Genomic DNA, 7,439 nt, shown 5'->3' on the forward strand with positions numbered 1-7,439 from the left:
TCCAACACCAGCCAGCCATTATCATCCGCTACCCGGAATATCAGTGTTAACACACCTTGCTGCGTATCGTTGAGATTCATCAACCGGGATAACAGTAATGGGCCCATATCGGAAATGGTGGTACGAACAGGATGCCCCTGTTCACCGAACACATCCCAAAAGGTGGTTGGAAATCCCGAAAACTGAAAGTCCTCCAGCTGCATTAAGGTGACACGTTCACTGATTTTAGGATGCGGTTTACCAGGCTGACTAATACCAGATAAATCGCCTTTAATATCCGCAGCAAACACGGGTACACCAATATTACTGAAAGCTTCAGCAAGTCCCTGAAGGGTCACGGTCTTCCCGGTGCCAGTAGCTCCAGCCACCAGACCGTGACGGTTGGCCATTTGGGGTAACAAAAAAACCGGTAGCTCAGCCTGTCCTACAAACATGGGTTGTGCCATATGCTCTCCTTAATCTGTGCCAATTCGGTCTCGAAATCCTGATGGGATATTAAACACTTTAAATGTCTCGTATATCAGCTTATCGGTTTGCGGACTATTCTGATGCAAGCTATGCTGTAGTCAGTCACAGCAGACTTTCTGCCACATCGTAACGTTAAATAATAAGCTTTTTAGTAAAGATTTCATTAGGGATTTGTCATGACATCAATCGAAATATGGGCCATCGGCATTGTTGCAGCAGTAATTACAGGTATTTTGGGGTTTCTGTTGGGTCGGCGGCAACCCGTTGGCAGCCCGGAACAGATGAAACAACTGACCCAGGCGCATGAACGTCAATTAGCGCAGACGCAAGCCGAACTGGATGCCTATCGAGAAGAAGTGCATGCCTATCACGAAAAAACAGCCAATCTGTTTGTATCAATTGCAGCACCTTACAAAGAAATGTTTGATCATCTGACTGAAGGTTATGACAAGCTTGGTAATTTCACCGAACGCAAAGTATTACCCGATCGTGCCGGTGCATTACTGGATGGTCCGGATGCCAATAAACATATCCCACCCGAGCTGACAGAAGATTTAAAACCTAACCCCGATTACAGCAAGGTAAACCCGACGGCTGTACAAAAGGATTATTAACAAATCGTCTAGCGGATATTGGCGAGTAACCGCGCCAATCCGCTTTCCCTTTGATGTCGACGTAATACTGCCTGCTGCAAAACAGGCTGTGTCGACAGGATATTCACGTTTTGCCTTGCTCTGGTAAGCGCGGTATAAACCAGCTCCCGACTTAACACGACCGAATCTTCCTGGGGTAATAACAGTGAGACGTGGTCAAACTCTGATCCCTGGCTTTTATGTACCGTCATCGCAAACACTGTTTCATGGGCCGGTAAACGGCTTAATGGCAACCAGCGTAACTCCTCACCGAATAGAAAACAGGCCTGCAGTTCCCCTTCGGCAGTCGGCAAAACCAAACCAATATCACCATTAAACAGATTCTGCCGATAATGATTCTGCGTAATCATCACTGGCCGCCCCGGATAATATGGCTGCGCTGTTCTCCAGCCACGTTTTGCCAGAAGCTGGCTCATCAGTTGATTCACCGAATACACCGATTGCGCTCCATTTTTCACCGCACAAAGCATCCGATACGCTTCAAATGCCTGAATACAACTCACCGCATCTGCCCGTTTTTCGATAGTCTCAATAAAATGCTGATATCCGTTGAGTAACTGGGCCTGGATATTCTCTGTTGAGGGCACAGTTAAGGCGGATAAGGATTGATTTACCAATAAATCCGTTACCTGTTCAGCATCTCCTCTATTGACTGCCTGAGCCAGTTGACCGACCTGCCCTCCCGCTGCAAAACGATAGCTGTGCTTTAATTTGACCAGCGAATCCTGCAAGGGATTGTCATCTCTCGAAACCGGTAGCTCTATTTCGCTGATCTGTTTCACCCAGGATCGGAAATCAGCCGAAAAATCCGGTGTGTCGGCACATAAGTTAGCGAGTACTGCGCCGGATTCCACTGAGGCTAATTGATCACTGTCGCCCAATAAAATCAACCTTGCGTGCAATGGTAAGGCTTTCAGTGTAATTGCCATCAGATTGATATCAATCATCGACGCTTCATCAACAATCAGCATATCAACCGGCAATGGACGCTCTGCTGAATAGCGCCCCTGATCAAAACGTGCACTGATGCCCAGTAAGCGATGCAGCGTTTTAGCAACATATTGCTCACCAGTATGCTGACTGATTGCTTGTTGCAGTCTAGCCGCAGCTTTTCCTGTCGGGGCCGCCAAAGCTACCCGTGGTTTATCGTCGTTTAATTGCAGACATTGCAGAATTTTTAACACCACCGTGGTTTTCCCGGTGCCTGGACCACCTGAAATCACACACAACTGTCGGCGTAACGCACTTAATACCGCAACTTTCTGCCAGTCGGTATCGGGCAGATTATTTTGCCACTCCACCATAAATGTCGACAGATTTTCTGCTGCTGGCAGGGTGTCCCCGTCCTTCAATCGCCTTTGTATGGCAATTGCTACCTGTTGTTCTGACTGCCAGTAGCGATATAGATATAACAAGCCATCGGATGTCAGTACTAAAGGTTTAAATTCGCCAGGAGCACCGATAACCTCACTGTTTTGCAGAAGCTCCAACCACAGTGAGGCTTCAGGAATCGCGCTCTGAATAACCGGATTAAGTGATTGGAAGTCATTCAGATTCAGGCACACATGCCCTTCACTAATGGTTTCGCTTAGTAGTCCAGCCGTCAGGGTAACGATTGGCTCTTCATTCTGTTGCTGACGGCTAATATAGGCTGCAAACTGATAAGCCAGCTCGGAAAATCCCGCTTCTCGCAGTAGTTTTAAGGCATTCATTGAACACCTGCCATAAGCTGATCCACTGCTTCCAGTAATGTCCTGTCCAGCCGATCAAAAAACACACCGGTTTGTGACCACTCCGGCTGCATGCCACGTAAAAACAGGTAGTAAACGCCACCAAAATGCTGTTCCGGATTATAATCCGGTAAACGTTGTTGCAGATGTCGATGTAACGCCAGACTGTAAATCAGATATTGCAACGGATACCCATGACTGAGCATCGCATTCTGCAAGGCTTCACCTTGATACTGTGACTGTTCTGACCCCAAGTGATTGGATTTATAGTCGGCCACATAAAAACGGCCCTCATATTCAAATACCAGATCGATAAAGCCTTTCATAAAGCCGGTGAGTTCGTGAAAGTGCAGATCGGCTGCCAGTTTCTGCCAGATAGAATCTTTGGCCGTCTGCTGCAACGCATTTTTTAAGCCGGCCACATTCAAACCGGCCACCGGAAAATAAAACGCCATTTCATTAATCCGCTGACTTGCCGGTAAATCAGATAATCGCACACCATTGTCAGCATTCAATGGTGTCTGCAACACCGCCTGCAACCAGTCAGTAACCACTTCAGTCCAGTTTAAATCCAGACCAAACTGTGGCCGTAAACGCGATACCGTTTGGCTGATTTGGCTGTTATCAGCTGAATCAAATTCAATATTTTCCAGACATTTGTGCAGGAAATTACCGGCCTGACGCCCCCGTTCAAAGCCAAATCGATCTTTGCTGCTCCGTTGTAAGACCATCTCGGTTTCTACCGTCACCGGTTCAGCGTCGTAATCGGGTTGTTCTGAGACATGGCCTCGACTTAACAACGAAAAACTGCCAATCCGCCAAGGTTTATGGATTTCGCCTTTAAAGCGACGAGCCTGATAAATTGCCGTGTCTGATTGAGCAGACTGATATATAACGGCTGGCTGGGGCTGATACTGGATCACAGCAATACTGCCAGCACTGCTGGATGCCAGACGTTGTAAATCTTCATGCATGTCTTCTGAACTTTCACCATGCAAAAGTTGGTAGAGAGCGGATTTCTGCACATCTCTGACATTGCCCCAGACAATTACACAGCGTTCTCTGGCACGGGTTAACGCTACATACAACAGACGTAATGATTCAGCCTGTTGCTCCTGTTCTGCCACTAACTGCGCTTTGGATAAAAGCGGTTCGGCCAATGCAACACTGGGTTGATGCTGATTTTGTGGATCATGAAATTCAACGATATCCGTCTTGGTTCGATTGAATTTTGCCGTCCAGTTAAATGGACAGAATACAATCGGATATTCCAGCCCTTTACTCGAATGAATGGTCATGATTTTGACTAGCGCCGCATCACTTTCCAGTCGCAACTGTGCTGTTTCGTCTTCTGTCGCACTGGCTTCCTGCTGTCTGGCAAACCACTGATTCACTGCTTCAATATGATTATTCTGCCGGGCGGATTCAGCCTGGATTAATTCGGCAAGATGCAGAAAGTTGGTTAACTGCCGTTCGCCATCCGCCTGTTCAAGTAACCGTTGCAGACCATTATCCAGCTGCAACAATGACCGGAACATCGCCATAAAACCCGATTGCTGCCAGCGTTGCTGTAACAATTGCAGCTGATCCATTAATGCATTCCAACGTAATTCATCCTGCTGAATCGCATACAGATCTTCCGCAGAGTACTGAAATAATGGACCTGCCAATACTGTGCTGAGTCGTTGATGATGATCGGGCTGTGCCAATGCCAGCATTAAGCAGGACAGATCGGCAGCCTGCCGGGAAGCAAACACATTTTCCCTACCCTGCTGCACACTGTTAATGCCTCGACGCCGTAATGCCTGCTGAATCAATTCGGCCTGAGCATGGCTGGGCACTAATACGGCAATATCGCCACCTGTAAGCGGTCTTGTCTGTTGACTGTCTTCATCCAGCAATCGAGCTTTATTGTCGGCAGCGAGATTCAGTAAGCGGGCAATTTCGTTAGTAGTCACTTCGACTGCCGTGCTTTTCATCGGGTCAATGTTTAACGGTTTGTCGCTTTCCACAAAACAGAACTGCAAGGCCGCCTGTTCACCTTCATCGACTTGCAAAGCCGGCTTTTGATCACGCGAAGCATCCACTTCAACAAACGGGATTTGCTCATAAATAAACGGCGTAGCGGTTTGCATAAACAGGCGATTAACTGCGCCGACCAATGAAATATGTGAGCGCCAGTTTTTACCTAAGGTATAGGTTTCATCTGCATCCTGTTTCGCTTTGAGGTAGGTGAAAATATCGGCGCCACGGAAACTGTAGATCGCCTGTTTGGGATCGCCGACAAAAAACACCGGCAGGCCACTGTCAGCAAAAACCCGCCGGAAGTTATCGTACTGCACCGGATCGGTATCCTGAAACTCATCAATCAAGGCAGCCCTGAACTGTTCACGCAATCGTGTAATGAGCCACTCACCTTGCGGACCTTGCAGTGCCTGAGCAAGATTGATTAGCAGATCATCGTAGGACTGCACCTGCTGCTGGATTTTCTGTTGTGGCAGTTGTTCCCGGATATAGCTCAGCAATTGCAGGCGTAATTGCTGTAATTGCAATGCTCGAACATTGTGCAAATCCTGATAACGCTGTTTTAACGTATCCATGGCTGACCAGAATCTCAGCTCTGGTAACGCCGTGCCTTTTTTCAAACTGGCCTCGGCTTTTTCCAGCGTGGCCAACTCCAGCAGTTCATCCCAGGCTAACGGACAGGATTGTTCATTGAAAACAAGTTGTAGCAGAACCAGCAGTCTTTCAACTTTCTCAGGTTTGTAACTGGTTTTGCTCAGACCACCACTGTGCAGAAAGGCAGTAATCTGTTCAGACTCTTTTTGCCAGCATTGGCTGGCATGTGAGAAGGCATTATTCAATGCTTCGGTGATCGCCTCTGCGTCAACTTCCGGTAACGACTGAATCTGCAGATAGGGTTTCGCCACCAGATTACGGATCGATTGCAGCAGGCTTTCCGGAGTTTGTTTTCTGGCCAGTAAATAGGCACTGAAATCGCTATCCGCCTGCACCACATTTTGTCGCCAGAAGTCATCGGTGACGGAGAGTAATAACTCACGGTCATCACCAATCAAATCCATTTCAAACGGGCTGCCAGACTCAAAGGCAAAGTCTTTCAGCACCTGCTGACAGAAACTGTGAATGGTGTAAATCGCCGCTTCGTCAAAACTCTGAATCGCCAGATCCAGTCGTTTCAAATCTTCGTTGCGGTGTGGCTGTTCATTCAGAATCAGCTTGCGTTCATCACTGAGTTTTTTCCGCAGACGATCCCGCAACTCCTGTGTTGCAGCTCGGGTATAGGTGACCACCAGAATCTGATCGACATTGAGCTGATGTTCGAGAATCAAACGCAGATACAAGCCGGCCAGAGTAAAGGTTTTGCCGGTGCCGGCACTGGCCTCAATCAGATTGACATCGTGAAGTGGTGTTTGCAGCAGATCAAACTGTTTCATAGCTTGTCTCCCTGCAGCGCATCCCATAAAGGCTCATACACTCGCAGCGCCAGGTCGCGGAATTGATCATTCAACGGTAATTCGTTGAACAGTAATTGATGATAGGGATCAGACTCTTCACCCTGGTGAAATCTTGAGGATTGCCAGGCTTTATACGCTTCTTTCTCCGGATCGGCTTTTCCGGCATTCAATTCTGCTAAAGCATAAGCCATGCTGGTTTGTGGCAATAGTGAAATCGGTTGATGTAAACCTTGCCAGTAAATCGCTAATAAATCGGCCAGCAATTGTTCCGGCTCGTTCACAGGGTTCAGTTGCAGATAGTTGTCTTCACATTGTAATTGGCTTTGTAAGGCCACACCTTCAGGGCTGACACAATTCAACACCAAATGCGAACACCACAAACCTAACAGATCCTTGGCTTTCATTTTTGCCAGCCGGTAATGCAACAGCCCGGATGTTGAAAGTCCCTCAAGCTGGCCGGTCAAGGTGAAGTCACCAAGATCAAATTCAAAGGCCAATGGTTGCATTGGCTGAGAGCTGGTTAACGGTTGTAATTTATCAGTAAAGGCATCGACCGTTTCCATCTGCTGATCAAATAACAAATCGGCAAAATGTCCTTGTGGTAATACCCCTGTCGCCTGTATCACTGGTTGGATCTGCGCTTTATCCAGTGCGTTTAATCTGCCCTCCAGCATTTGTTGCCGGACAGACCAGGCTTCCAGTCCATTTAAAACAAATGGTTCACGAATTTCCAGCGTCGCATCATCATTTTCAAAGTTGATACCCAGTCGCTGCTGGGCCAGAAATCTTGCCGGATGACTGAAAAAGCTGATCAGTTGATGCAGACTGACAAAGCGCCAGCTTTCATCAGCTTCAGGCAGTGGTCCGGCAAACCAGTTTGTTGCTTCAGACAGTTTTTGTACTGGTGGACAGGCTTCAGTATTAAAACTGAATAATGTTTCACCCTGCCCCGAAAAATAGCGTGGACTAAACGCCTGTAAGGGATGTCGTGTAAGTAACTGCTCCCAGATATCAGTGCCGTCAACGGTCTGAAAGCGCCTGTTAAGCACATCGGCAAAATCACTGACCAGCACCGACGTTGGGATCGGCGAGTTATCATGAATACTGGCCCC

General features: G+C 47.7%; 4 protein-coding genes and 1 pseudogene. 1 reads left to right on the top strand and 4 read right to left on the bottom strand.

The window, feature by feature from the left end; genetic code table 11:
• The coding region (locus B3182_RS03065) for a helicase HerA-like domain-containing protein (RefSeq protein ID WP_292751487.1) at positions 1 to 446 on the bottom strand (446 nt) is incomplete at its 3' end.
• Between the two features lie 198 nt (positions 447 to 644).
• Here B3182_RS03065 and B3182_RS03070 point away from each other — a divergent pair.
• On the top strand, positions 645 to 1,082 hold the full coding sequence (locus B3182_RS03070) for a YhcB family protein (RefSeq protein ID WP_292353974.1): 438 nt from the start codon (positions 645 to 647) through the stop codon (positions 1,080 to 1,082).
• A gap of 8 nt (positions 1,083 to 1,090) precedes the next feature.
• Here the strand turns inward: B3182_RS03070 and recD are convergent, their stop codons facing one another.
• The 3 genes and pseudogenes from recD to B3182_RS03085 all read right to left on the bottom strand — a co-directional run.
• Entirely contained in the window at positions 1,091 to 2,833 is a 1,743-nt protein-coding gene (gene recD / locus B3182_RS03075; protein ID WP_292353972.1) for an exodeoxyribonuclease V subunit alpha, read from the bottom strand.
• Positions 2,830 to 6,306 (bottom strand): exodeoxyribonuclease V subunit beta, encoded by a 3,477-nt coding sequence (gene recB, locus B3182_RS03080; protein WP_292353970.1) that lies wholly within the window; start codon positions 6,304 to 6,306, stop codon positions 2,830 to 2,832. The genes recD and recB overlap by 4 nt, the downstream gene beginning before the upstream one ends.
• Positions 6,303 to 7,439 (bottom strand): annotated as a pseudogene (locus B3182_RS03085) (exodeoxyribonuclease V subunit gamma); the annotation flags it as partial. The gene recB and the pseudogene B3182_RS03085, both read right to left, overlap by 4 nt.

Source organism: Methylophaga sp. UBA4204 (assembly GCF_002379485.1).
Lineage (GTDB): Bacteria > Pseudomonadota > Gammaproteobacteria > Nitrosococcales > Methylophagaceae > Methylophaga.

Excerpts from the sequence above, each read along its gene's own strand:
- B3182_RS03070 (WP_292353974.1), top strand. The coding sequence starts at position 645 with ATGACATCAATCGAAATATGGGCCATCGGCATTGTTGCAGCAGTAATT.
- recD (WP_292353972.1), bottom strand. The coding sequence starts at position 2,833 with ATGAATGCCTTAAAACTACTGCGAGAAGCGGGATTTTCCGAGCTGGCT.
- recB (WP_292353970.1), bottom strand. The coding sequence starts at position 6,306 with ATGAAACAGTTTGATCTGCTGCAAACACCACTTCACGATGTCAATCTG.